Annotated in this window: 19 protein-coding genes and 4 pseudogenes; 19 read left to right on the forward strand and 4 right to left on the reverse strand. The window is 61.0% G+C overall.

The window, feature by feature from the left end; all coding sequences use genetic code 11:
• The first annotated feature begins 3 nt into the window (after positions 1–3).
• From V1279_RS09425 to V1279_RS09485, 13 genes are all read left to right on the forward strand, one after another.
• On the forward strand, positions 4–810 hold the full coding sequence (locus V1279_RS09425; protein ID WP_334434629.1) for an enoyl-CoA hydratase/isomerase family protein: 807 nt from the start codon (positions 4–6) through the stop codon (positions 808–810).
• Positions 811–1,167: 357 nt separating this feature from the next.
• Entirely contained in the window at positions 1,168–1,551 is a 384-nt protein-coding gene (locus V1279_RS09430; RefSeq protein ID WP_334434631.1) for a response regulator transcription factor, read from the forward strand.
• A gap of 524 nt (positions 1,552–2,075) precedes the next feature.
• The gene (locus V1279_RS09435) at positions 2,076–4,367 is read left to right on the forward strand and encodes a TonB-dependent receptor (RefSeq protein WP_442894744.1); all 2,292 of its coding nucleotides are present in this window, start codon (positions 2,076–2,078) and stop codon (positions 4,365–4,367) included.
• Between the two features lie 31 nt (positions 4,368–4,398).
• Positions 4,399–4,569: a hypothetical protein gene (locus V1279_RS09440; protein WP_334446764.1), complete on the forward strand. Its 171-nt coding sequence runs from the start codon at positions 4,399–4,401 to the stop codon at positions 4,567–4,569.
• Between the two features lie 47 nt (positions 4,570–4,616).
• On the forward strand, positions 4,617–5,048 hold the full coding sequence (locus V1279_RS09445) for a ParB N-terminal domain-containing protein (RefSeq protein ID WP_334446286.1): 432 nt from the start codon (positions 4,617–4,619) through the stop codon (positions 5,046–5,048).
• Positions 5,045–6,439, forward strand: coding sequence for a Y4yA family PLP-dependent enzyme (locus V1279_RS09450; protein WP_334434635.1), 1,395 nt, complete (start codon positions 5,045–5,047; stop codon positions 6,437–6,439). The genes V1279_RS09445 and V1279_RS09450 overlap by 4 nt, the downstream gene beginning before the upstream one ends.
• Positions 6,421–7,431, forward strand: coding sequence for a PLP-dependent cysteine synthase family protein (locus V1279_RS09455; RefSeq protein WP_334446288.1), 1,011 nt, complete (start codon positions 6,421–6,423; stop codon positions 7,429–7,431). Before V1279_RS09450 ends, V1279_RS09455 begins: the two co-directional genes overlap by 19 nt.
• The gene (locus tag V1279_RS09460; RefSeq protein ID WP_334434637.1) at positions 7,428–8,567 is read left to right on the forward strand and encodes an NAD/NADP octopine/nopaline dehydrogenase family protein; all 1,140 of its coding nucleotides are present in this window, start codon (positions 7,428–7,430) and stop codon (positions 8,565–8,567) included. The genes V1279_RS09455 and V1279_RS09460 overlap by 4 nt, the downstream gene beginning before the upstream one ends.
• Positions 8,567–10,456 carry an IucA/IucC family protein gene (locus V1279_RS09465; RefSeq protein ID WP_334434639.1) on the forward strand — a complete coding sequence of 630 codons (1,890 nt, stop codon included), beginning with the start codon at positions 8,567–8,569 and terminating at the stop codon, positions 10,454–10,456. Before V1279_RS09460 ends, V1279_RS09465 begins: the two co-directional genes overlap by 1 nt.
• Positions 10,453–11,682, forward strand: a complete 1,230-nt coding sequence (locus V1279_RS09470; RefSeq protein WP_334434641.1) for an MFS transporter — start codon at positions 10,453–10,455, stop codon at positions 11,680–11,682. The genes V1279_RS09465 and V1279_RS09470 overlap by 4 nt, the downstream gene beginning before the upstream one ends.
• On the forward strand, positions 11,679–12,851 hold the full coding sequence (locus V1279_RS09475) for an ABC transporter substrate-binding protein (RefSeq protein WP_334434643.1): 1,173 nt from the start codon (positions 11,679–11,681) through the stop codon (positions 12,849–12,851). Before V1279_RS09470 ends, V1279_RS09475 begins: the two co-directional genes overlap by 4 nt.
• On the forward strand, positions 12,848–13,915 hold the full coding sequence (locus V1279_RS09480) for a FecCD family ABC transporter permease (RefSeq protein WP_334434645.1): 1,068 nt from the start codon (positions 12,848–12,850) through the stop codon (positions 13,913–13,915). The genes V1279_RS09475 and V1279_RS09480 overlap by 4 nt, the downstream gene beginning before the upstream one ends.
• Complete coding sequence (locus V1279_RS09485) at positions 13,909–14,661, forward strand: ABC transporter ATP-binding protein (RefSeq protein ID WP_334434647.1); 753 nt, start codon at positions 13,909–13,911, stop codon at positions 14,659–14,661. The genes V1279_RS09480 and V1279_RS09485 overlap by 7 nt, the downstream gene beginning before the upstream one ends.
• 328 nt (positions 14,662–14,989) lie before the next feature.
• Here V1279_RS09485 and V1279_RS09490 read toward each other — a convergent pair whose 3' ends face one another.
• On the reverse strand, positions 14,990–16,021 hold the full coding sequence (locus tag V1279_RS09490; protein ID WP_334434648.1) for a tyrosine-type recombinase/integrase: 1,032 nt from the start codon (positions 16,019–16,021) through the stop codon (positions 14,990–14,992).
• A 42-nt stretch (positions 16,022–16,063) separates the two neighbouring features.
• Complete coding sequence (locus V1279_RS09495; RefSeq protein WP_334434651.1) at positions 16,064–16,300, reverse strand: helix-turn-helix domain-containing protein; 237 nt, start codon at positions 16,298–16,300, stop codon at positions 16,064–16,066.
• A gap of 793 nt (positions 16,301–17,093) precedes the next feature.
• Here V1279_RS09495 and V1279_RS09500 point away from each other — a divergent pair.
• From V1279_RS09500 to V1279_RS09525, 6 genes and pseudogenes are all read left to right on the forward strand, one after another.
• On the forward strand, positions 17,094–17,555 hold the full coding sequence (locus tag V1279_RS09500) for a DUF2840 domain-containing protein (protein ID WP_334446290.1): 462 nt from the start codon (positions 17,094–17,096) through the stop codon (positions 17,553–17,555).
• Positions 17,552–18,061, forward strand: coding sequence for a S26 family signal peptidase (locus V1279_RS09505; protein ID WP_334434654.1), 510 nt, complete (start codon positions 17,552–17,554; stop codon positions 18,059–18,061). The genes V1279_RS09500 and V1279_RS09505 overlap by 4 nt, the downstream gene beginning before the upstream one ends.
• 199 nt (positions 18,062–18,260) lie before the next feature.
• A complete protein-coding gene (locus tag V1279_RS09510) occupies positions 18,261–19,325 on the forward strand; it encodes an IS110 family transposase (RefSeq protein WP_334434656.1) in 1,065 nt (354 codons plus the stop codon).
• A 326-nt stretch (positions 19,326–19,651) separates the two neighbouring features.
• Positions 19,652–19,876 carry a hypothetical protein gene (locus V1279_RS09515; RefSeq protein WP_334434658.1) on the forward strand — a complete coding sequence of 75 codons (225 nt, stop codon included), beginning with the start codon at positions 19,652–19,654 and terminating at the stop codon, positions 19,874–19,876.
• Positions 19,873–21,572 (forward strand): annotated as a pseudogene (locus tag V1279_RS09520) (relaxase/mobilization nuclease domain-containing protein); the annotation flags it as partial. The gene V1279_RS09515 and the pseudogene V1279_RS09520, both read left to right, overlap by 4 nt.
• Positions 21,573–21,819: 247 nt before the next feature.
• Positions 21,820–22,861: pseudogene (locus tag V1279_RS09525) on the forward strand (amidase); the annotation flags it as partial.
• Positions 22,862–22,996: 135 nt separating this feature from the next.
• Here the strand turns inward: V1279_RS09525 and V1279_RS09535 are convergent.
• Together V1279_RS09535 and V1279_RS09540 are read right to left on the reverse strand one after the other, a co-directional pair.
• A pseudogene (locus V1279_RS09535) lies at positions 22,997–23,326 on the reverse strand (LysR substrate-binding domain-containing protein); the annotation flags it as partial.
• A 313-nt stretch (positions 23,327–23,639) separates the two neighbouring features.
• A pseudogene (locus tag V1279_RS09540) lies at positions 23,640–23,780 on the reverse strand (helix-turn-helix domain-containing protein); the annotation flags it as partial.
• Positions 23,781–24,029: the final 249 nt, after the last annotated feature.

The following is a 24,029-nucleotide window of genomic DNA, read 5'->3' on the forward strand; positions in this document are numbered from 1 at the left end:
CACATGCCGTCACCCTACACGTTTTCCGATCCCCGTCTGAGCAAGCTCGACGGGTTTCAGGTCGAGATCGACGAAGCGCGCGAGCGGGCCGACATCATTCTCGTTCGACCTCCCTACAACGTCGTCGCGATGCCGGAGCGCGATCAACTCCGGTTGACTTTCGAGACGCTTGACGAGGATGCGCGAGTGCGCGTGATCGTCCTGCGTGCGCAGGGAGAGCATTTCTCGAGCGGCGGCAATATCGGCGGCTTCCTGGAAGCGAGCCCCGAACACGTCTCCAAGCTTGCCTGGAACATCGCGTCGCCAGCGCGCTGTGCCAAGCCGGTGATCGTGGCCAATCGCGGCTATTGCTTCGGCGTCGGGTTCGAGTTGTCGCTGGCCTGCGACTTCCGGATCGCCTCTGGAACCACGTTGTACGCCTTGCCGGAACAGAAACTCGGCCAGATTCCAGGGTCGGGAGGTTCGGCTCGCTTGCAGAAGATGGTGGGCATTACCCGTACCAAGGACATCGTGATGCGATCCAAGCGCATTTCCGCCAAGCAGGCGCTGGAGTGGGGCATTGCCACCGAATGCGTGCCCGATGCGGAATTGGAGAAGGCGACGGACATGCTGGTGGATGAACTGCGCACATTCTCGCCATTGGCACAGCGGACCGCGAAAAAACTCTTGAACGATACCGAGGACTCCACGTTGGCGATCGCCATCGAGCTTGAAGGCCATTGCTACAGCCGTCTGCGGCAGTCGGACGACTTCAAGGAGGGTGTCGAGGCCTTCAACGCCAAGCGTCCGCCGAAATTTGTCGGGCGCTGAGTACGACCGGGCATGGCGACCACGATAGCTGCGGCCGACAGCGCCGCAAACACCGAGCGGTCAGCGAATATCGACTTTGCGTCTAGCGGCACGACGCCGACCGTCATTTCACCGGTAGACGTAGCTGGCGAACTGGCAGCATCCATACGAGGTTCGGTCCGAGTGATACACGTCTAGACCAAGGGGGCTACCGTTCTATCTGAGAACGCCGCAACGGATTGGGTGAAATGACCGTGAACAACGTGGCGGAAACGCCTGCCACAGCAAGAAAAATCAATAACTTAGAGGATATTCACTGCGTACCTTCCTACACGGCTGATTCTTTTCACCGCATCTATCGACGACCGCGAACTTGTAATGGCAGCCGCCGCCGGCGCCTACGGCGTCATTCGGAAGGACGTGACGCCGGAAATTCTCGTGCAGTCCTTGCGCCGGATCGCAGATGGCCAGCGGCTGTTGCCGCCATCTTCCTCGGATCGGATCGTGTCCCGGGAACAAGGAAAGGTCGCGGTTGCGGAGAATGTGCTGGCGGTGCTGACAGAGCGGGAGCGCCAGATCATGCATCTGGTGTCGGAAGGACTATCGAACAAGGAAATTGGGCGAAAATTGAACATTACCGACGGCACCATCAAAGTTCATCTTCATCACATCTTTCAGCAGCTCGACGTCAGCAGCCGGACAGTGCAGCACGGGCAGGAGGCGTGTCGATCGGGGGCGCGGTGGCTCGGTGGCAAGTCATAGGTGCCGAGATGCACGATACGAGATCCGGTGACCGGCTTCGAATGACACGCAACAGTCAATCCACGACGAGTCTGGCGCGTTCCTGAAAAAGCGAGGCCTATTGCGTTGTCTCACGCAGGAAAAGCATGGCCGCTGGGCGAGAGCGCTCTCGTCTATCTTTCCTGCCAATTTCAACAGCACTGATTTGGAATCTTCCAAGCATTTTTGGAATTGCTCCAAACACAATGTCAGCCGACTCGAGCCGTCGAGGATCGAGAAATTCTAAGTCGCGGCGCACGCATTTGCGTTGCGTCCACGATAGCGTCGCTCTAAGAGGCAATTCAGATCGCTAGCAATCGGACGTTGCCGAAAATGCGCAGGCAACCAATCCGGCGTGCGAGTCTGCGGAGGACCTGATTCACAGGGCCATAAGTGTTGGCCGTATTCGGACACGGAGAGCGGATCTTCGATCCACGGTCGTTGCAGGTCGAGCGTGAAGCAATTTCACGCTGGGCTACGTGCTGTTGATAAGGGACTTTCTCGAAATGCGACGTGCAGGTGGGGTTGGGGCGGTGGCTCGCTTTGGTGCGACACTGCTAGGTGGAGTGGCGTTGTTGGCGTGGTTCGAATCGCCCGCGCAATCACAAGCACCGCAAGGCGGCAACTCCCTTCCACCCGTTACTGTCGATGCGCCGGCGCAACAGTCAGTCCGCCGCGCGCCAACCAAACGAAGTGACGCCCGGGTCCGATCGGCCTCGCGGCGCGCCACGGTGCCTGCCGCCCCGCAGGCCGGCCCCGTCGCGGTGCAATCGCAGCCGTCGCAGCCGGGTGTCGTACCCGCCTTTGCAGGCGGCCAGGTCGCTCAAGGCGCGCGGCTGGGAATGCTTGGCAACACCAGCACAATGAAGTCTCCGTTCAACGTGACGAGCTACACGGACAAGTTCATCCGGGATCAGCAGGCAGCAACCGGTGCGGATGCCTTGATCCTGGATCCTTCCGTGCGCAGTACCCACCCAACGGGCGGTATAGTCGATTCCTTCAACATTCGCGGCTTCCCGATCAATGAAGGCAACAATGGTGAGTTCGCCTTCGAGGGTGTCTACGGCATCGCGCCGAGCTACCGCATCTTCACGGATTACGTCGAGCGCATCGAGGTGCTCAAGGGTCCCTCGGCCGCGCTCTCCGGGATCGCGCCCAATGGCGGCGTCGGCGGCGTCATCAATGTCGTGCCCAAGCGTGCCGGAGAGGACCTGACCCGCTTCACCGCGGGTTACGGTTCGGCCTCGCGGTTCGGCGGTCATTGGGACGTCGCGAGGCGCTACGGCGAGGGCAGGGAATGGGGCGTGCGCGCCACCGGCAGCCTGCGCGGCGGCGACACGCCGATTGACCGCCAGTCTGAAACGACGGGCGTCGGATCGCTGGCCCTCGACTATCAGGGCGAACGGTACAGGTCCTGGCTCTACCTGATCGCCCAGACCGACCGGTTCAATGCGCCGTCACGTCCGTTCCTCATGGATCCCCTGCAGCCCAATCTGCAAGTGCCCAAGGCGCCGGACGGCGGGCTCAACGTGATGCAGCCTTGGGAATGGTCGCGCATCAACGATCAATCCGTCCTGTGGCGCAACGAATACGATCTGACCGATCAGGTGACGCTGTTCGCCGATGTCGGCGGATCGCACACCAATGTCGAGCGGTTCTTCGGTCTTCCGACGATCACCAGTGCGAGCGGCAACACCACCTCGACGCCGCAATTCTTCGGGCTCAGCATCGATCGGCACACCTATGATGGCGGCGTCCGCGCCCGCTTCGATACCGGCTTCGTCCGGCATGCCGTCACCTTCCAGGCCTCCGTCTATCACGACGTGCTGCACCGGCGGACGACCAATGGCAGTCCGGTCTCCTCGAACATCTATAGCCCGACTGTCGCGCCAACCCAGTTTGCGAACGAGATCAGCGATCGCCCCCGGTTCTCGGACAGCCAGCTCACGGGGCTGTCGATTGCCGACACCTTGTCCGTGCTCGACGAGCGCGTCCTGCTGACGCTGGGCGTCCGGCGCCAGGGCGTCGAGGCGACCAACTATGCCGCCAATCTCGGAACGTTTTCGAACTCCTACGACAAGAGCGCGACCACTCCCGTGGTCGGTCTCGTCGTCCGGCCCTGGGACAACGTCTCGCTGTACGCGAACTACGTTGAAGGTCTAAGCCGGGGCGATATAGCGCCGCAGCAGGCTTCCAACCAAGGCGAAGTGCTCCCGCCTTACATCGCCAAGCAATACGAGGCCGGCATCAAGGTGGACTTCGGCCGGATCGCGACCACGTTCAGTGCCTTCGATATCTCGAAGCCGAGCGGCGAACTGTTGGCCGGGCGCTTCTCGGCGACTGCCGAAAAGCAGGTCCGTGGGCTCGAGTTCAACGTCTTCGGCGAGCTGAGGCCCGATGTTCGTGTCCTCGGAGGCGTTTCGCTGCTGGATGGCACCCTCACGAAGACCGCCATCGCGGCAAACGTTGGCCATACGCCAATCGGCGTTCCGAACGTCCAGGCCAATATTGGAGCCGAGTGGGATCTCCCGTGGGTGAGGGGGCTCACTTTGAACGGGGCGGTCATCTACACGGGCAGGCAGTTCGTCGATGCCGCGAACAAGCAGCCGATCCCGGATTGGACGCGACTCGATCTCGGCGCCCGCTACACGACGGCGATCAACGGCAGGAAGACGATTTTCCGCGCCAACGTTCAGAATGTGACCGGTGAGAACTACTGGTCCAGCGTGGCCTCATTCGGAACGTTCTTTCTGGGAGCACCGCGCACGTACCTCCTGTCGATGACCGTGGACATGTAGTCGCTGCGCTTATAGTTCGGTGAGACGCTTCATGGATGCTCGTGATGGCTCGTTCTTTAATGGAGGTGTCGGCGCATTTGTTCGCGCGTTAACCCCGCCGCTGGACGCGCCGACCGAGCAGCTTGCTCGTGAACAGCCGGCGTGCCTGCAAACCATGTTCTTGTCTCTGTGCATCGGCACCAACGAAGCGGCTCCACCCTGAAGGCGCTTCATGAACGGTTCCTGCTGACAAAAATCAGGCTGGTCGACATGCAAGTTTGCCTCCTTTCGCCAACATGCTTGATTCCGACCGAAGAGGTCGATCTCGACAGGGTAGCGGAGCTCGAAGCGCAAATCCTCCGCACGGGTTACTGGACTGTTCCGATCACGGTGGAGAAGGACGCCCTCTTCGTGATGGACGGTCATCACCGGCTGGCGGTCGCGCACCGTCTGCAACTGCCGCTGGTGCCAGTGATTCTCTTGAACTACAGCGCAGTGCGGGTGGAGAGCTGGCGCCCGGGCCAGACGATCACGCCCGCGTGCATCCTCGCGATGGCGCGCAGTGGCCGAAAATTTCCCTGCAAGACGACGCGACATATTTTTGATCAAGGCCTGCCCAATTGCAACCTGCCGTTGGACAGCTTGCGCAACCTTGCTCAGACAGAACGCGCCGTAGCCTATGCCGAAAGGGCGAGGTCATGACCGTGCATTGCCACAAGCCCGGCGCGGGCCTCTCACCGATTCTGCGGCCAAGCACGGCGGAGCTCTTGGCTGGCAACGGCCCGCTGCTGATCGATTGGGTCGCCCGACACGGGTCTCCGGTCAATCTGATCTGGCCCGATGAGCTGCAGAAGAATTTCGCGGTACTCACAGGCGTCTTGCGAGAGAGCGGTGTCGCGCACGCGCTCTATTACGGAGCGAAAGTCAACAAATCGCCCGGGCTATTGGCGGCAGCTCTGCGCGCAGGGGCCGGCATTGACGTCTCAAGCCTTTATGAGTTGCGAGACGCCAGACGGCTTGGTGCCGAGGGCGCACAACTTGTGGCGACAGGCCCGGCGAAGACGGCGGCATTCCACAACGAGCTTATCAACTGCAACGCTCTAATATCGGTAGATTCACCGGAAGAGCTCGAGGATCTGATCCGCTGGCTTCCAGCAGGCGGCGGCCCGGTTCAGGCGGTGCTGCTGCGTTTGCGTCCCACCAACCAGGCGCGGAGTCGCTTCGGCATGTCGGCGGCGGCCATCCGGCATTGTCTGTCGCGCATTGCTGGCGAAAGCCGGTTGCGCTTTGACGGGCTGCACTTCCACCTGAGTGGCTATAGCTGGGAATCTCGTGCGCAAGCGATTAGAGAAGTCGCCGGCTTGATCAGCGAATCCCGCGCCCAAGGTTTTGCGCCACGCATGATCGACATCGGCGGCGGGTTGCCGATCCAATATGTCGATCAACGCGCCTATCAGGCGCATCTCGGGGCACAGATGCCCGAGGACTACCGTACCGGGAAGGTGCCGGCCTCGTTCTATCCCTATGGGGGAGGGCTTTCCGCGGCCGAGTGGCTGCGCTGCCTGCTGCGCGCGCCGATGGCCGATGGCCGCAGCTTCGCGGACTATCTTGTCCATGAGGGGCTGGTGCTGGGGATGGAGCCTGGGCGAGCACTGGCCGATCAGGCCGCGATTTCCGTCTTCAGAGTGTTGCGCGTGAAAGCCGCTGGCCCTGATACCCATGTCGTCTTCGTCGAAGGCAGCAGCTTCAGCGCTTGCGAAACCTGGTTTGGCTCCGAATTCCTGGTCGATCCCGTCCTGGTTCCGGCCATATCGCCGCCGGTCGCCGCAAAACCTATCCGAGGTTATCTGGCGGGCCATAGCTGTCTGGACGAGGACGTCCTTTGCAATCGATGGCTCACCTTTCCCATCGCTCCGCAGGCGGGAGACCTTCTGGTTTACGCCAACACCGGCGGTTACCAGATGGACCTCCTTGAAAACGAATTCCATCGCCATCCGATGCCGAGCCGCCTTTGCGTGGTTCAGGATGCAAAAGGGCAGCTAACGCTCGTTCCCGACAAAATAGGAGAGGCACAATGCTCTGCACGACCGTAAGCCAGTTGATCGGCCAAACGCCGGTGATGCCGCTTGCCGTACCCAACAGCGATGCCACGCTGGTGCTGAAGCTTGAAAAGAACAATCCGGGTGGCTCCATGAAGGACCGCATGGCGCGCAGCATGGTGCTTGCCGCGCTTGAGGACGGGCGGCTCGCCTCGGGCGGCACGATCGTCGAATCGTCATCTGGAAACACCGGGATCGGACTGGCGTTGGTCGCATTGGAATTGGGCCTGCGCTTCATTGCTGTTGTCGATCATCACGCCGCGCCAGACAAGATCCGCATGATGCGCGCGCTGGGCGCGGAAATTCGCTATGTCGAAGGCGATTATCGGGAGGACGAGGTTGCGGTGGTGGAGCGCCAGCGGCTGGCCGCCCAACTCGGTGCCCAGCTTCCTGATGCGTTGTTCATGAACCAGTCCGACAATCCGGCAAACCCGGAAGGCTATGCCGGTTTCGTCGAGGAACTCCTGGCACAGCTTCCAGACGGCGTCGACGCCTATGTCGGCTGTGTCGGTACTGGCGGATCAATGACCGGTATCGCCCAGCGTCTGAAGCGGGTTAATCCTGCTGTCCGAACGATCGCTGTGGAACCGGCCGGCTCGATCGTCTTCGGCAAACCCGGCCATCCCTACTACCAGTCGGGCACGGGAACGCCCGCCGGCGATGAAATCGGCAAGGTGCTCGACTATGGATGCATCGACGAAGGGGTACAGGTCACCGACACCCAAGCCTTCGAAACAGCACGTTTTATCGCGCGGCGCCACGGGCTTCTGGTAGGGGGCTCGACCGGGGGCACCATCTACAAGGCACTGGAATTCATTGCGGCCGGCAAGCTGTCCGGCACGGTGGTCACGCCCGTTGCCGACGGCGGCGAGAAATATCTCAGTTCGGTCTTCGACGATGAATGGATGGCCAAGCGCGATTTGTTTGATCCGACAATCGTCGAACAGCTCGAGGCCTGGCTACCCGGAAGGGCGCGCGCAGCATGAAGGTGACGATCTGCGGTGCAGGGCGCACTGGGCATTTGAATGCCGTGCTCTTCAAGCAGCGTCCAGGTATCACTGTTTCCGTGCTGACGGGAGCGGCTGCCGTCGTCGATCGGTGGACGAGCGGAGACGGTGTTTGGTGGGCCCAGACGCCGGACGGCCACGTCTTGAGCGGGCGGCCCGACTATGTCGGCACCGATCCGAGTGAGGCGCTCATAAACACGGACATGGTGATCGTGACGCAGCCGGCCCACGCGCGGTCTGCGCTTCTACACGACTTCGCACGGCATCTCCCCCGGGACAGGCGCGTCTACGTCGGCGCGATTCCCGGCTTTTGCGGCTTCAACTGGCTCGCAGCCAAAACCCTTTCGGGCACAGACAATGTGGTGATCTGGGGCATGAAGGACGTGCCCCATACGGCGTTTGACCTGGTCCCGGGCGAGCGGGTGCGCATGGGAGGGGCCAAGGCTCAGCTCTTCGCGGCACTTCATCGCCGCGAAACCGCAGCGAGCCGCGCCAAGCTCCAGGCGATGCTGAGTCGCCTTTATGAAGCCCCCGTCACCCTGCTGCAGGATTATCTGGAAATCACGCTGACGCCGGGCAACGCAATGATGCATCCAGCCGTGCTCTATGCCTTGATCGGCCCTGGCGCACCCTGGGAAAACAAGCCCTTTGACCGTCCCCTTTGCTGGTGGAGCGATTGCCCGCGCGCCGGCGCCGAATTGCTGGAGGCATGCGATGCGGAAAACCAGGCAATCCGCCATGCGGTCGAGTCACGCCTGGGCATTGATCTGAGTTCGGTGAAGCCGCTCCGACAGGAATTGATTGAGGCTTATGGCAGCCAGATCGGCGACAACCGGACCATGTATACGCTGTTGCGAACTAACCGTGCTTACGCGGGCATTCGCGCCCCACTTGTTCCCAATCCGGACGGGCCCGGCCTTGTTATCGATCGCGCAAGCCGCGCTTTCCACGAAGACATAGCCTTTGGGCAGGCGCTGCTCGTGGAATTGGCCGCGCGGCTTGAAGTGGCAACTCCCGCTATCACGAAAACCTACAACTGGGCGCTCAACTACCACGGCGGGTTCACCGAAGGCGCCCCGGCCTGTTTGCCCGCCAACTGGCCGGAGGAAGCGTAATGGACGAGAGGATGTCTTCCTCGGCAGATGCCGAAGCTCGGGCGCATTCCGCGCAGCTTCGGTTGGGCGCATCGCGCAATGCGCTCAACCGGTTGGTCCGCTGCCTGTTTGCCGAACGTCTTCTTGAACCGGATGCATTATTGTGGGCGCGCGAAGGCAACCAGGCATGGCTCCCCCTTTGGCAGTCACGCCGGGTCCTGCATTTCACCGACCTGCGTCGTGCGCCTGCCGGAACATTGCAAAATCGTGGTTCTGTCGAAGTACTGGACGAGACCGGTGCTCGGTACCGGATCGATGATCCCTCCGACCTCATCGGACAGGTCGCGCCCGCCTTGGCGATCGCGCCTGCATCGGACGGCGTCCAGCATCTAATACGCGACGTCGAGGACAGCATGCGCAACGACGTCCTGGCGCGTCGTCACCGGGAGCACTGGAGCGTCGAGCTGCGAGGGAAAGTAGCTGAAGCAGGCGCGCAGGGATTCCTCGCATATCTGGAAAAGAGCCTGCCGCCGCATCTGGCGGCCATGACTCTCGATCAGTGGGGCGCGCTGGAAGGTCACCCCTTCTATCCGACATGGAAGGCTAAATCCGACCTGTCACCCGAGGACGTCACTGCTTTGTCGCCGGAGTTCGGTGCTCGCGTGCGCGTCCGAGTCGCAGCGCTGCGCAAGGAATGGTCCTTTGTGGAGAAGATGCCACATGTCGGCAGCTATTCGGATTGGTTCTCACAAAATTTCCCGGAGCTCTGGCGCGATTGGGCCGAAGGATTGAATAAACGTGGAAAGTCTCCTGAGGACTGGCTGCCTCTACCTGTCCATATTTGGCACCTTGACAACTTCGTGCGCCGTGAATTCGCGTCCGAAATAACTTCCGGAGTTTTCGACCCGGATGGCCCGGAGGTCGTGACGCTGCCGTCAATGTCGTTCCGCACGATGCTGCCGGACACACAGGAGCCGAGACCCTTTATCAAACTCCCGGTGGCGATCTGGATGACCAGCGAACAGCGCACTCTGCAGGCCAAGTCGATTCACATGGGGCCGCGTCTCAGCACCCTGATTTCCGATATTCTGTCAAAAGACAAGGATCTTTATGACAGGTTAGAGATCTTCACCGAAGAGCTGGGCGCAATCCTGCACCACCCCGTAACGGGCGACGAGCATCCGGGCCGCTTTCTTTCGGTCGTCTACCGCAACTCCACCGCTCTGGCGCGAAATGATGGACTGCTCTCGGTCACCGTCGCGGCACTCTTAGCGGCAAGCCCGATCGATGGCCGCCCGCTCATTTGCGAATTGATCGCGAGAAACGGCGATGAAAGTGAAGCAGCCGTATCTGCGTTCTTCCGTGCATATGTGAGGACCGTCATCGGCCCAACGCTCGCCATGTATCTGCTTTACGGAATCGCCTTTGAGGCGCATCAGCAAAACAGCACGATCCTGTTCGATGAGGCCGGCCGCCCGAGAAAACTGTTGATCCGTGATTTTGGCGATGGCCGCAGTTTTGCACCCCTGTTTAAGGAACGAGGGCATCACCTCAAGCCCTTCACTCGCACGGGGATCTTACCCACTACATTTGATGACGATATAAGTCTCGTGCGCTCATTTGTCATTGATGCCTGCTTCGTCTGCCACCTTCATGAGGTCGCACTGTGCCTCGACGAACAATATACAATGTCGGGCACAAGCCCTTGGCGCATCCTGCGGGAAGAGGCCGAGGCAGTTTTCGACGCGCTCAAGCCGCGCATGTTGTCAGACGCATTCTGGCTGGAAGAACGCAAGGCCTTTCTTGAGAAACCCTGGCCGAGCCGCTCGGTGCTGCGGATGCATCTGGAGCGTTATCACGACTATCGGGTTGAGCACGAACTTCCAAATCCACTGGCGGGAGCGGAATGACAAATGCTTCTGTCGCGTTTCGCGGCTTCGGACCTGTTTTTATTTTGTTGTTCGGGCTGCAATTCATTTCCATGGGCGCCATGGAAATGAGTGGTCCATTCTGGCCAATCCAAATCAAGGTGTTGAGCCCTTCCGACAGCGTCTTTGGACTCGCAGGCGTTGGTGTCTACGTTGGCCCGATGATTGGCATGTCGTTGACCAGCGCCTTTTGGGGGCGAATGGGCGATCGCTACGGCAATCGGCTGATGATGGTTCGGGCGCTCGGCGGTCTAGCGGTCACGCAACTACTTGTTGCTGTCGCACAGGATGTCTGGACGATCATGGCGCTGCGTCTCTTGCAGGGCGCCTGCGCCGGGTATATCGCCCCAGCGCAGGCCTATGGCGTGCAGATTACCGGCGGAAAGGATCGCGCCAGCCTCTTCGCCTGGCTTCAGGTTGCCACCAATGTGGGCTCGATGGGCGGCGCGTTCCTAGGCGGGCTCATTCTCGATTCCTTTCCTTTTGCCGCAATAAATCTGACCGCTGGGGCAATTTGTGCGCTGTGCGCTGCTGTTGCCTGGTTGAGCCTGCCCGTACCGACGCCAGGAACTGTTGCCGCCAATCCCGGAAACGCGGGTACCGCAAGACCTGCGGCGTCGACAGGTGCTCCGATCGCAGCTCTTCTTGCCTTGATGGGGATGCTGCTTGCCAGCCGCATGGTCCTGCAGGTTCCTTTCTCACTGTACATGACCCAGGTATTTGGTGCCCGGCACTGGGTCGCTGGCCTCACTTACGGGCTGCTGGCGTGCGGCTTTGTTGTGGCCGCGCCGCTATGGGCGCGGCTCTTCGAGAATCGAACGCCATCCTATGTGCTCGGCGGGAGCGCGCTAATTTCGGCTGCGTGCGTTTTGGTTACTTATCTGGCCGGCAGCACGAGCTCCGTTGCCGTATTCGCGTTCCTGTATTTTATCTGGGGCATTCTTCTTGGAGGAACGACGCCGGTCCTTCTTGCGCTCATTTCGGTAGCCGTGGCTAATGATCGGCAAGGTTCAGTTCTGGGCCTCGCGCAAGCTTGCCAGCAGGGCGCTTCCGCGAGCGGCATCGTTGCCGGCGTCGTGATCACCCAGCTCTTTGGTCTCGAAGCCGCTTTCCCGCTCGTCGCCACGCTTTACGCCTTGTCATTTTTGTTGGCTCTCGGCATATGGCTCAAAACTTCGCAGCCCACTCAAAAAGGAAGCCAGCCATGACGGAACACCGATCGCTGCTGCTTGCCGCGGTGACGGCTATTGTCCTGATCGCTTTGCTTCCAACAGCAGCATTTGCGGGCAAGCCTGGACTGACACGGGCGCAAGCGCCGCTTACGCTCACTGATATCGCGGGCCGCCAGGTGACGCTTAACGCGCCCGTCAAGCGCATGCTTCTGGGTGAAGGCCGGCAGCTCTATCTCGTCGCATCGCTGGAACCCGAAGATCCTCTGGCCCATGTGGTTGCCTGGCGCACCGATCTGATCGTGGCCGACCCGACCACTTACGCGCAGTATCTCGAAGTGTTTCCCGAGTTGGCGAAGCTCCCTTCCTTCAAGGGCCAAGAGGACAGCCTGATCGACATCGAATCGGCGATCATCCAGAAGCCTGATGTGGTGCTGCTCAATCTTGAAGCCATGCAGGCCAACAAGGACGCCAACTACATCGAGAAGCTCGCGGCACTGAACATACCGGTTCTTTATATCGATTTTCGCCACCGCCCTCTGGAAAACACCGAGCCGACCATTCGGCTCCTGGGTAGGATCATGGGGCGTGAGGCGCGTGCGGAGGAGATCATCGCATTCCGCCGCCAAGCTATGGCTGCGGTTGCCAACGTCCTCGCCGCCAAACAACCGAAACGCCCCAATGTATTCGTCGAACGGATCGGTGGCTACTCGCAGGATTGCTGCCTATCTTTCGGCGCAGAGAATTTCGGCAAATATGTCGAACTCGCCGGCGGCCATAATATCGCCAGCGACATCATTCCTTCGACCTTCGGGCAGATCAGCCCCGAACAGGTTATCGTCGCCGATCCAGAACATGTAGTGGTTACCAGCGCCGACTGGAAAGCCTATGTGCCCGGCGGCCACTGGATTCCGCTCGGACCAGGGGCGGATCCTCGGGTGATGCGCAAGAAGCTCGAATGGTTCGTTACTCGCGACGCCTATACCGGTATCGCGGCAAAGAGGACGCGGAATTTTCACGGCATTTGGCACCAGTTCTACAATAGCCCATACGAATTTGTTGCCGTCCAACAATTGGCGAAGTGGTTCCATCCCGACCTATTTGCCGATCTGGATCCCAATGCGACCTTTGCCGAATACCATCGTCGCTTCCTGCCCATAAACTACCGGCCCGGCTATAGCATCAGCCTTTCCGACAGCCAGCGATGACAGATCTCCATACCGAAGCGCTGACCTTAGCCGGACGCGACGCCTATCAAGCGCTCAGCGTCAGACGGTGGATCGTTCTCCTTGTGCTGGCGGTCGGGGTTTGCATCGCATTGGTCGGCGACCTTTCGACTGGACCGGCCAGCTACGGGCTTGGAGAGGTTGTGCGCACGCTCGTTCTGCCAGCAGAGGCGGATGCGCAGATGCGCGTCATAGTTTGGTCGATCCGCATGCCGTCGGCCCTTATGGGCGTCGTGGTCGGCGTGGCGCTTGCCATCGGCGGCGCGCAAATGCAGACCATCTTGAATAATCCACTGGCGAGCCCATTCACGCTGGGCATTTCCGCCGGTGCAAGCTTCGGTGCGGCCCTTGCACTCGCCTTCGGTGTCGCGCTGGTTCCCATGGCAGGGGACTACATCGTCGCGGCCAATGCTTTCGTCATGGCCATGGCAACCGCCTTCTTGATCCATTTGGCCAGCCTTCGGCGCGGAGCGTCGATCCAGGTGATCGTGCTTTTGGGCATAGCGCTGGTTTTCAGTTTCAATACGGCCCTCGCCATCATTCAATATTTCGCCGCCGAGCAGGCGGTCGCGGCCATCGTCTTCTGGACCATGGGCAGCCTCACCAACGCAACATGGCCCAAGCTCGCCATTACCGCGATCGTCGTGGGTCTAACCTTGCCGGTCTTTCTGCGCCGCCGGTGGCAGTTGACGGCCTTACGTCTTGGCGAGGCGCGCGCGGCGAGCTTCGGCATTCCCGTGCGGCGCCTGCGGCTCGAAACCCTGATCCTTGTTTCCCTTTTGACGGCGATCCCCGTCGCGTTTGTCGGCACGATCGGTTTTATCGGTCTCGTTGGCCCGCACATCGCCCGCATGATGGTCGGCGAAGACCAGCGCTTCCTGCTGCCCGCGAGCGCGCTGACTGGTGCGCTGATCATGTCGTTCAGCTCCATCTTGGCCAAAATCGCGGTACCCGGGGCCGTCCTGCCGATCGGCATTGTCACCTCAGCGATCGGATTGCCGGTCTTCCTGTATTTGATCCTGAAAAGCGGAAGAGAGATATGGTAGTGCTGAGCACGCATCGCCTCGGCGCCCGCTTTGGATCACGCCAGGTACTACGTGATGTGACGCTTCCGCCCTGTCATGGCGGCGAGGTGGTGGCCGTCATTGGACCGAATGCTGCGGGCAAGTCGACGCTGTTCCGGCGTCTGGCAGCCATTCTTCCGGGGCCCGGCGAGTGCCGATTGGAGGGTGTGCGCGATGTAGATCGCGCCGTCGCCTACATGCCTCAGGACCAAACGGCAAGCGCAGTGCTGACTGTATTCGAATCCGTCCTTCTTGCGCGCAAGCAGGTGAGCGGCTGGCGTCTGGAGAGTTCTGATCTGGTAGCGGCGGAGCAGGCGCTGGCAGCACTCGATATAGGCGATCTTGCCAATGAAATCCTTTCCGAACTGAGCGGTGGACAGCGCCAGCTCGTCGGGCTTGCCCAATGTCTTGTGCGCGAACCGCAGGTGCTGCTCTTGGACGAGCCGATCAGCGCGCTGGACATGCACCGCCAGTTGGAAGCGATGCGGCAGGTGCGCAGCCTTGCGCATGACGACGGTATGCTCGTGCTGATCGCGCTGCATCATCTCGACCTGGCACTGAAATTCGCCGACAAGGTCGCTATCCTCTCTGATGGGACGTTGCACGATTTCGGCACGGCGGCTGGTGTCCTGACGCCGGAAAACCTTGCCGCAACCTTTCGCATTAGGGCACGTGTCGAATTCTGTTCGCAGGGCAAACCACATTTGATCGTCGACGACGCGATCTGACGTCCCACGCGTCGGGGGCTGGCCGGCCTCAGAAGTCCGTCGTGAAGGACAACTTCACCGTTCAGCGGCGCACCCAGGCCAAGGTGCCAAAGCTCGCGACACCGGCCCGGTATGTCTCTTAATCAGCGGCTCCATCGTTCCGACCTTGCGCCCGGTGCGGGAACCCGCTCGCGGTGAAGATCCGAACCGCGGCCCGGAGGGCGGCTTGCTGGTTAGGCGACCAGCTTGAGCTTTTGCCGCTTTCTTTCGGGCGGCTGCTCGCCCGACGTATTCTTGCGCGGCTTGAGGAAGTCAGCCCACGCCTGCAGCGCCTCGCGGCGCCGCCGGATCATCTCGCTGTCCCAATACGATAGTTCAGCCTCATCGCCGACGCGGTGCGACAGGCAGAACTCGAGCACTTCGCGGCGGAAATTGTGCTCCTTGTTGTCAGCGCCCCAATTTCGGAAGCTCGTGCGGCAGCCATGCATGGTGGATTTGACGGCAGTGCGCTCGATGGCCCCCACAAGCGCGTTCGCCCGGAACGGCTGATGTTGCTCGGCGTGGTCGGAGGGGAACACGTACTTATCCGTGCGCGCATCGATTGGATGATCTCGATGGCCTGATCTGACAGCGGGACGAGATGCGGCTTCGACTCTAGCTCGCCCTTAATCTTCATCTTCTCAGCCGGAACCATCCACGTCCTTGCTTCGAAGTCGAGCTCCGTCCACTCCATCAGCCGGATTTCTTGGCTCCGCGACACGGTGAGGATGCCGACTTCTGTGCAGCGCGCGGCGTTGCCGAGATCATAGCGCAGCCCTGTCATCATTTGCGGCATCTTCGTATATGGCGCGGACCGATGCCCCTTCTTACGATTCAGCTTGCGGGGCGACGGCAGCAGGTGTTTCAGGTTGCCGCGCCATGCGGCCGGGTTCTCGCCCGTGCGCAGTCTCAACGCTTTGGCCGCGTCCATCAGCCGCTCGATCCGCTGGCGCGTCCGTGACGCTGTAATCGGCTTCACGGTCCAGATCGCCTTGAGCGCCTCCAACACGTGCTCGGTGGTGATCTCCTGGAGGTTCTTGTCGTGCAGGCTCGGCACGTCCCGGACGGAGCGCCGCCACTGCTTCAACTCCTCTTCGGACAGCCCCTGGCACCAAACAGGGTACTGCTCCTCGGCAAACTCCTTGAACGTCTTGCTGCCCTGAGCGGTGGCCCGCTTCTTGACGCGCGGATCGATGCCCTCGCGCTTCAACCCGACCTTATAGTCGCGCGCCTTTTCGCGCGCGCTGCTGAGGGTCAGAACGTCACCGCTTGCGCTGTCGCGGTCGCCAGCCCTGGCGAACTCCATTTGCGCCCGCTTGCCCTCGAGGTCGGTGAAGCGCACACCCGATCACCGCTTTCGCGCACCACCAGATAAAAGCCCCGCCTAAGCGGGGCTCTCTTCAATCGGCTTGCCGGCGTCCGGCAGCATGTTGAGCCATACTCTCAAATCGTCCGGCAGGATGATCGTGCGCCTCCCGTGCTTCTTGGCCCTGAGATCACCGCTGCTGATCGCCTCGCGAATGGACGTCAGCCCGATCCCGGTGAGGGCGCTTGCCTCCTCGGGTGACACCGAGAGCCGTTCCCAGAGCGGTACCTTTCCCTTCTGCCCGAACTCGTTCATCACATAAGCGCCTTATCGTTTGCGGGCCACGTCGTGGCTAGTCTCGTCGCCTTTGTCCTCGAACTGCGATTCCGGCACGGGCGACAATCTCACGCGCTCCTTGGCGTAGCTTGGTGCAGCGGCCAATAAAGAGCGCATCGGAAAACGTGATCATCCCCCACATGATGCAATTGGCCGTGCCGAAGCAAAATGGTTGTCAGAAATGCGTGGTACAATTGGATGCCAAAGCGAATGAAAGGAGAGGTTCCCGCTTCCCAGTTTCTTCGCCCCTACTCAGGGCAATAGCTGCGACGAATTTCTGGAGTCTGGGGCGAAGCCCCTCACCACTGTGAAGGTGATCAGCTGCTGATATCGTAAATGGTTCGCCCGGACTTGAGCCTTCAACCAGACCGTTATGAGCGGGCAGGGCGCGTGCGCAAGTTCCATGACGTTCGATCGGCCTTTCAGCCGATCTAGCGATGCTGCTCTCGCCATGAAAGGGGCAGGGATTTTGGGATCTGCTTCAGCTCGATAGTAGTCACCTTCTAGAGCTGCGCGCACTAGGTTAGTTGGGAGAAACGCCAGCCGCAGTCCTTGCCGGATTACCTTGGGATGGAGGTTCGCTTCCGCAGCGAGCACTTCGATGGATGCCTGGCGCCCGCTTGACAGATCGTCGAGCCACGCATGGGCTCGTATAATCGACTTCAAATTCAGCCAAAAGTACCGAAGGCTTGGCGATGATCGAGGCCATCCTCTTGGCTGAGCACCAAATACAAGCCATTTCTGCGGGGAGGGGACTTAATTCAGCGACAGCATCAACCAATCAACTCGCTTTCCGTTCAGGCTCGAAAAGCGCATCGAGAATCGAATCCGGTTCGGTCGCGCCGTGTCGGAACAAATCATTGATCGCCGTCGACGCATCCTCTCATTTGCTCCCGGCAGCACATTTGGGTTCGTGCGATGGGCGTCCAACGATTTTGGCACTGTCATCTCGCGATTCGATATTTTGCGTGCGGCGACGCCTGGGCAGCGCTATTCGACGGTGCCTTGGGTCAAACCCGGCGGCGACGTCTTGTTGCGGCTTGCCGGCTGGCCAAAGGTCGAGCGCATCCTGCAACTGGTCGACGCGGTGGGAGCCCTCGACATCGATCCGGCGGATGTCGCGCCGGATTATTGGCATCACGTCCACAACCGCTTGTCCGTGAATGAGACGCCCCGATCGTACACCCGCGCGCGCCACCAGGCGTGGCTGCGCCGCCGGGAGATTGCACCATGAGAAATCGGCTGGCGACCACTCTCGTGACGGCTGCTGCGGTCGCTCTTGTGTCGTCGACGACTGGACCGGCAACACCAATTTACGTCTGGAACGCCTCGAAGAGTGTTCCGATCGGCCTCTACCGATTGCAGCCCGCTGGCCGACTTGTCGTCACCGAACTCGTCGCAGTTCGCCCGCCAGAACCGCTTGCGACCTTTCTCCATCTGTATGGCTATCTGCCGGTCGGCGTTCTCATGCTCAAGCGCGTGGTCGCTCTTCCGGGGCAAACGGTCTGCAGGCGAGGCCTCAGAATCTCCGTCGATGCGATCGAGATGGGCAACGCCAAAGCGCGCGATGGTCATGGGAGGCCGCTACCGGCCTGGCAGGGATGCCGCGTCGTTGGCGCGGACGAACTCTTCCTCATGAACTGGCAATCGGAAGACTCTCTGGACGGCCGTTATTTCCGGTTTCTCCCTCAGTCTTCGGTCATTGGCAAAGCGCTGCCCGTGTGGACTTGGGAGGAGTGATCATAATTTGCATACCGTCCGGGCTGTCGGAAGTCCTGGCAAGTTCGAAATTGGTTGAGAGTGCCGAGGAAGTGGTCGACCGCGGATGGCTCTTCAAATCGGGCTTCGAGAAACCGGTGCACGGGGATAACGCAGCCGTGGCCGAATCCGGAGCCTGGTGCAACGACTTAGACGGTCGTTGGCACAAAGGAGAGCTCCGATGAAACTTTACGTTGGATTGGACGTCGGCCTTGAGGAAACCAGTCTTTGCGTTGTCGACAGCGAGGGCCAGACGGTGCGCGAGCTGAAGGTTAGCACGGAGCCGGAGGCGATCCGCTGCGCTCTTGAAGGCTCCGCGGATCGCCTCGATCGCGTGGGCGTCGAGGCGTCCTCGCTGGGCATCTGGTTGTACCGCGAATTACAACCGGTCGGGATCCCGATCATCGTTGTCGAAGCCCGCCATATGCGCGTTTCACTGTCGACAATGCGCAACAAAACCGACCGGAACGACGCGCGCGGCATCGCACAGATGATGCGCCTGGGCTGGTACCGCGCCGTTCACGTCAAGAACATCGACATGCAGAAGGTGCGTACGCTGCTGGCCAATCGGAAGCTGCTCAAACGCAAACTGATCGACATCGAAAACCACATTCGTGGGGCGCTGCGGGCCTATGGGTTACTGGTTGGAGCCGTCGCTCGAGGTGCCTACGAAGCACGCATTCGCGAGCTGCTCGAACGTAGCGATCCGATTTTCGCGATGACCATCGAAGCCATGCTCGACGTGCGGCGAGCGATCTTCGAGGGCTACGAGCGGTTACATCGCGTGCTCCTGCAAGTGGTCCAACATGATCCGGTCTGTCGGCGTCTGATGACGGTTCCCGGCGTCGGGCCCGTTGCCGCTCTTTCGTTCAAAGTGGGGTTAGATGATCCCCGACGCTTTGCGCGATCTCGAACGGTCGGAGCGCATTTTGGCCTGACGCCGAGGCGACATCAGTCTGGAACGTCGATCGACTATGAGGGCCGCATCAGCAAGCAGAGCGACGTTGCGGTTCGGGAGGCGCTATGCGAGGCGGCCGCAAGCCTGTTGCTACGGGTCAGGAAATGGTCGGCATTGCGGGCCTGGGGCCTGCGGATCGCCAAACGGTCGAGCATGCTGTGCGCGATCGTCGCGGTCGCGCGCAAGCTTGCCGGTATCCTGCACAGGATGTGGGTCAGCGAAACCGACTTCCACGTCGGGTTCGGCGCCAAGGTCACGCAACGATTGCGATTGAGGCCTGCACAGTAACTGCTGCAGCAGCACGAAAGATTAGCCTGGTGTTGCACCCAGCATGTTGAGGAGGAGCAAAGATTAAAGATCCGCGCGCGCGGTGAGCGTCCCCTGGCGGGGCCGCGAAACGGGGAATGTCCGCTATCTCTTGCCTGCTGCCGCCCTTCGGGGACGAGAGCGCCGGACTGCTTGGACAGCCCTGTTTACGAACCTGATGAAGAGCATGCGACAGCCCAAGTGCTGAACGCGAAGGAACGCATGGACCCCGCCTGGAGAATGCAAATCGCGACCGTGCTGATGGCGAACGCTGCTCGCAATCGAAGCAGCGGGATAAGGAGCGCTGCTTGTTTAGAGAAGTCGCAAAAAAGCGTAGGACGGAGTTGACTTTGCACGCCCGATTAGGAAGGCAAGGGAAAAGCGCCGCCTCCGGTCGGGCGCATGTGGTTGGTGGAGTTGAGGTTTTAAGAGGCGTCGAGAATGATCAAGCCGTCGCTCCATTCCAAATCGTCAAGGAAATCAACGAAGCCGGAGCCGTCGGCCTGCACAAGTTTGCGGTGAAGCCATCGTGAGCCAGCGCGACAATGACCTTCGTGTTCGCCCTGGTCGTATTCGCGACAGCGGACGTAGCTTCTCGCGTCCGAAGACCTTTGTCGGCCAGGTCATGCGGGCGGCCAAGAAGGCCGGGCATGTCGGCGACAGTTTCGGACGCGGTAAGGGTGGAGGGAGCCGGTCGCAGTTCGGACGAGGCCGGCGTGCCGCGCTCTCACTGTCACTCCGCTCGACTTCGCGGCGCGTGGTAATGAAGGCGCGCGTGGTCCGTCGCCACGGCACCCGCTTTCGCTCGGCACCGCTGAGCAAGCACATCACCTATTTGAAACGCGAGGGCGTGACACGTGATCGTGCGGACGCCCGTATGTTCGACGCGGGGTCGGATGCGGCGGATGAACGCGCCTTTGCCGAACGCTGCGAGAATGACAGGCACCATTTTCGATTTATTATTTCTCCGGAGGATGCCGCCGAACTAGGCGATCTCCGCACTTTCACCCGCGAGCTGATGACCGACGTCGCGCGGGATCTTGGTACCCAATTGGACTGGATCGCGGTCGACCACTGGAATACCGACAATCCGCACATTCACGTCCTGATCCGCGGCCGCGCGGAAGACGGCTAATTTAGGATCTGGTTATCAGCCGGGATTACATCAGCCGCGGATTCCGGGATCGCGCGGCCGAGCGCGTCACGCTCGAGCTCGGGCCGCGCAGCGAGCGGGACATCCAGTCCGCCCTGGAAAGGGAGGTTGAGGCCGAACGCTGGACAAGCCTCGATCGGGCGCTGCGTGTCGCCGCCGACGAGGGCGCCGGCGTTGCGGACCTTCGGCCAAATGCATCTGGCGAAGACTTGAGCCTCCGCCGTCTGATGGTCGGCCGGGCAGGCAGGCTGGAGCGCCTCGGTCTTGCCGATCAAGTTGCACCCGGCTGCTGGACGCTTAAGCCTGGTATCGATGACAAGCTGCGTGACCTCTCGATTCGTGGCGATGTCATCAAGACCATGCATCGGGCGATGAGCGTTCGTGGCCGCGAGCCGGATGTCTCCGGCTTTGCCTTGCACGGCGAGGTACCGACAGATTCCGTGCTCGGCCGGCTGGTCGAACGCGGACTGCATGACGAACTGAAAGGCTCGGCCTATGCGATCGTTGAGGGAATCGATGGACGAACGCATCACATCAGGTTCACCGATATCGAAATGACCGGCGATGCCGCGCCTGGCGCGATCGTGGAGGCGCGGTCTTACGACGATGCGCAGGGCCGCAAGCGGCTCTCGCTCGCCACGCGGTCCGATCTTGACGTCGAAGCCCAGGTTACGGCGCCGGGAGCGACCTGGATTGACCGGCAGTTACTCGCAGGGGATTCGACCGTGGCTAGGGGTGGCTTTGGATCCGAAGTGCGCGAAGCGATGGACCGCCGGGTTGACTATCTCGCAGGTGAAGGCCTTGCACGCCGGCAGGGGGCAAGGGTCATCTTTGCCCGCGATCTCCTCAATACGCTAAGACAGCGGGAGCTCGATGCGACGGTCGCAAGCCTCTCGTCCGAGACCGGATTACGCCACAATCCTTCGTTGGAGGGGGAACGCATCGTGGGCGTCTATCGTCAGCGCGTAACGCTGGCGTCAGGCCGGTTTGCCATGATTGACGGCGGGCTTGGATTCCAACTCGTACCCTGGCGGCCAGCATTGGAGCAGCATCTCGATCGACAGGTCTCCGGCCTCGCGGCTGGCGATCTGATCGCGTTCCTAAAGATCGCGAGACATCACGAGGCAAGGCAGCATGCTCAGGATGACAGGCGCGAGGCCGGCAGCTACCAGTCTGATGCGAGGGGGCTCGGCTGTTGGCCGCCGATTTGAGCCCACTGCGCATCGGAACAGCTTTCGGTGTCATGCTCGTGATTTTTGATTCTCGGGCCGAAATGCCGGGCGCAAGTGATCCAGATTTCCAGTTGTGACCCCGGATGAAGCAAAATCGGACGCCGATAGCCCGGTGTCCGGCATCACCCGCAATCCCTGGAACCGCGATCGGACCAGCGGCGGATCGAGCGGCGGTGCCGCGGCTTCGGTTGCCGCCGGATGCGGCCCGCTTGCGATCGGCACCGATGGTGTCGGCTCGATCCGTGTTCCGTCAGCATTCTGTGGCGTGGTCGGTATCAAGCCGACCTTCGGGCTGGTCCCGAGATCGCCCGGATTCTCGCCGCCGTCGTGGGCGTCGCTGGCCCATACCGGCCCGATCGCGCGCACGGTTGCCGACGCAGCGCTTCTTCTGGAAGCGGTTTCGACCCACGATTTGCGCGATGCCGCCAGTCTGCCGGTGCCGGCGCGGAGCTTTGATGCGACAGCAGCAAAGCTCGACGGGATCAGGATTGGAAGCAGCGTCGACTTCGGCTATGCGGCAGTGGCGCCTGACATCCGCAAAGCGTTTCAGTCGGCGGTTGAGACGCTCGGTTCACTTGACGCCAGCATCGTTCCCGATTGCGTCCAATTTGAACCTGACATGCTCGATCGGATATTGAAGCCGATCGCCTATACCGAGCAAGCGGCGGCCGTCTCGGCCCGCGGCGCCAATGCGCTAATGGCCTCCGACAGCGACTACCGCGACGTTGTGACAAAAGGCGCTTCCTACAGCGGCATTGAATATGTCGAGGCCGGCTATCGTCGTAACGGCTTGCGCACGTCGTTCCTGGAAATATTCGGAAAGGTCGATGCGATCGTCACCCCAACGGTTGCGGTGACGGCGTTTGCTGCGGGCGCCCTCGGCGTCGACGGCGTCGACGGCATCGACGGCGTCCCCGTCGACCGCCATCTAGGTTGGTCGCCGTTCTCTTGGCCGATAAATAAATCTGACCGGACTGCCGGCTGCTACGATTCCCTGCGGTTTCGACGCCGACGGGCTTCCGATTGGGCTTCAGATCATTGCGCCGTGGCTCGACGAGGGCTTGATTGTGCGTATCGCTGCCGCGTTCGAGCGCGCGCGGCCCTGGAGCCAGTTTCGTCCCCGCATGTCCTGACCCGGGTTCGTCGCTGTCAGCGGTGTACAAAGGCAGCTCCTTGCCCAGCAGGAGTTTGTCGTCGAGATTGAGGTAGTGCGCCAGATAGTCGTGCAGGGCGCTTGCGGCCTTTGACGTTGCGGTCGGCGATTTGTACAGCAGAAGATCGACCTTCGGCAGCGGCGGCAGCCCCTCCTTGTCGCCGATCTCGCGCATGTTGGGTACCAACGCGGAGCGCCCGAGGACGGTGACCGCCATGCCGGCGAAAGCGGCCGCCTGCAAACCGCCAACGCTGTGGCTGACACATGCAATGCGCCATCGGAGCCTTGCGGCCTCCAGCTGCTCGATCGCATGGTCGCGAAAAATGTTGCCCGGTGGCAGCAGCGCGAGGGGGACCGGCTTTTCGTTGTGCGCTGTCGATTGCTCCCCGGTCATCCAGATCAATTGCCCCTGCCGCACCACCTGCCCGCCGGTGAAATCGTTCATGCGGGTCACCAGCGCGATATCGACTTCGCCGCGCTTCAGGCATCCGACAAGCGTGCGTCGAGAGTGAGCAGTTCAGCTCCAGTTGAACGCGCGGAAAGGCTTTGCGGAAAATCCTCAGGATCGAGGGAAGCATGAAGACGGCATAGAGGTCGGGGGTGCCGAGCACGACGTGGCCTTCGATGTCCGGAGAAGCGAGCTGCGACAACATTTCGTCGTGAAAACCGATGATAGACCGCGCGTAACTCAGGACCGTCTCGCCTTCCGCCGTCAGAAACAGCCGGCGGCCTTCGTGGATGAAGATCGCTTTTCCAGTGAGTTCCTCCAGCCGCTGCAGTTGAAGGGTGATTGCGGGCTGGGTGCGGCCGAGCCGCCGCGCGGTCTCGGCGATGCTGCCGGTTTCGACGACCGACATCAGCGAGCGCAGCATGCGGATGTCCAGATTGATCAGGTTCATGGCGGTGCTCGCTGTGCAGGCAGGGCAGTTCCATGCAATTTTCGTGCTTGAGAGTGCGGCGCCGGTGCCAACAAAAGAGGTCTAGTGCCCGCGATCGTCGTGGGATTTTCCGCAGCCCGGATGCAACGAGACTTGGTTCTTTCTATCGGTTGGATGCCAGCGCGTGCACAGAGCGGCCAAAACGAGGTGCAAGTCTGAAAAAATAATGTAAGATATTGAGATATAAAAACTACTCCCTCTTTTCCGTGG

Origin of the sequence: Bradyrhizobium sp. AZCC 1610, assembly GCF_036924515.1 — a bacterium.
Taxonomy (GTDB): Bacteria; Pseudomonadota; Alphaproteobacteria; order Rhizobiales; family Xanthobacteraceae; genus Bradyrhizobium.

Coding starts and splice junctions, on each gene's coding strand:
- V1279_RS09425 (WP_334434629.1), top strand. CDS start 4: ATGCCGTCACCCTACACGTTTTCCGATCCCCGTCTGAGCAAGCTCGAC.
- V1279_RS09430 (WP_334434631.1), top strand. CDS start 1,168: ATGGCAGCCGCCGCCGGCGCCTACGGCGTCATTCGGAAGGACGTGACG.
- V1279_RS09435 (WP_442894744.1), top strand. CDS start 2,076: ATGCGACGTGCAGGTGGGGTTGGGGCGGTGGCTCGCTTTGGTGCGACA.
- V1279_RS09440 (WP_334446764.1), top strand. CDS start 4,399: ATGGATGCTCGTGATGGCTCGTTCTTTAATGGAGGTGTCGGCGCATTT.
- V1279_RS09445 (WP_334446286.1), top strand. CDS start 4,617: ATGCAAGTTTGCCTCCTTTCGCCAACATGCTTGATTCCGACCGAAGAG.
- V1279_RS09450 (WP_334434635.1), top strand. CDS start 5,045: ATGACCGTGCATTGCCACAAGCCCGGCGCGGGCCTCTCACCGATTCTG.
- V1279_RS09455 (WP_334446288.1), top strand. CDS start 6,421: ATGCTCTGCACGACCGTAAGCCAGTTGATCGGCCAAACGCCGGTGATG.
- V1279_RS09460 (WP_334434637.1), top strand. CDS start 7,428: ATGAAGGTGACGATCTGCGGTGCAGGGCGCACTGGGCATTTGAATGCC.
- V1279_RS09465 (WP_334434639.1), top strand. CDS start 8,567: ATGGACGAGAGGATGTCTTCCTCGGCAGATGCCGAAGCTCGGGCGCAT.
- V1279_RS09470 (WP_334434641.1), top strand. CDS start 10,453: ATGACAAATGCTTCTGTCGCGTTTCGCGGCTTCGGACCTGTTTTTATT.
- V1279_RS09475 (WP_334434643.1), top strand. CDS start 11,679: ATGACGGAACACCGATCGCTGCTGCTTGCCGCGGTGACGGCTATTGTC.
- V1279_RS09480 (WP_334434645.1), top strand. CDS start 12,848: ATGACAGATCTCCATACCGAAGCGCTGACCTTAGCCGGACGCGACGCC.
- V1279_RS09485 (WP_334434647.1), top strand. CDS start 13,909: ATGGTAGTGCTGAGCACGCATCGCCTCGGCGCCCGCTTTGGATCACGC.
- V1279_RS09495 (WP_334434651.1), bottom strand. CDS start 16,300: ATGAACGAGTTCGGGCAGAAGGGAAAGGTACCGCTCTGGGAACGGCTC.
- V1279_RS09505 (WP_334434654.1), top strand. CDS start 17,552: ATGAGAAATCGGCTGGCGACCACTCTCGTGACGGCTGCTGCGGTCGCT.
- V1279_RS09510 (WP_334434656.1), top strand. CDS start 18,261: ATGAAACTTTACGTTGGATTGGACGTCGGCCTTGAGGAAACCAGTCTT.